The organism is Mycobacterium sp. NAZ190054 (genome assembly GCF_001545925.1).
Lineage (GTDB): Bacteria > Actinomycetota > Actinomycetes > Mycobacteriales > Mycobacteriaceae > Mycobacterium.
On record NZ_LMVQ01000497.1, the window covers coordinates 1 to 794 of the forward strand.

The 794-nt window shown below is 73.2% G+C and carries 2 pseudogenes; both read right to left on the reverse strand.

The features are described 5' to 3' along the window. A pseudogene (locus ASJ79_RS35265) lies at window positions 1-105 on the reverse strand (hypothetical protein); the annotation flags it as partial. 46 nt (window positions 106-151) lie between these two features. Further along, window positions 152-580 (reverse strand): annotated as a pseudogene (locus ASJ79_RS35270) (DUF1116 domain-containing protein); the annotation flags it as partial. Window positions 581-794: the final 214 nt, after the last annotated feature.

Below are 794 nucleotides of genomic sequence, written 5' to 3' on the forward strand. Positions count from 1 at the left end.
CTTCGCGAACGCGGTGTTCGGGGAGGTCGCCAGCGCATCGGTGACGCTCATCTGGCCGCGGTAGTTGCCGGCGTTCTGCACACACCACGTCGCGGGCGGGCATCCCGCTCACCCGGACGCCGATCTCGACCCCGTTGGAACCGCCTGCGGTGACGATCCCCGCCGGTCCGTCGGTGGCGATCAGCTCGGCGAGCACCCGCGCGCCGGCGAGGGCCACCGCGAGGAAGAACTGCGGTGTGGCACGCAGATAGCGGTCGACCCCGTCCGATCGTGCTGCGAGCCGCAGAGTCTCGGCCAGGATCGTCACCGCCGCGGGATTGTGGTTGTGTCCCTCGTCGCCGCGCTCGAGCGCGACGGCGTGGATGCGGCCGATGTCGATCGGCTCGGGAGCCGCGGCGGCCGCGGCGGCGAGCACGGGAAGCATCTCGTCGGTCAGGCGCCGGAGCATCGCCAGCGCGTCCGGGCCGTGCCCACCGAAACGGGTCGAGCTCAGCAACCCGTCGGTCAACGGCGAGAACGCGCAGATGTCACCCGAGCGGGCCACGACGACCGGCATCGAGGGGCTGATCACACCGACCATCGCGCCGCCGGCCCCGTTGTCCTGGGCGGGGACCAGCTCCACCCGGCCGGAGTCGACGACCGCCTCTGCCTCGTCGAGGTCGCGTGCCTGTTTCTCGAACAGCAACGCCGCGAGCAGTGCGCCCCGCAGGGCGGCAGGCGGGGACGCGCCGTCCAGCGGCGGGCCGGCGTGCAGATAGCGGCGGGGCCCGACCGCGTCACTGACGTCGCGGGCG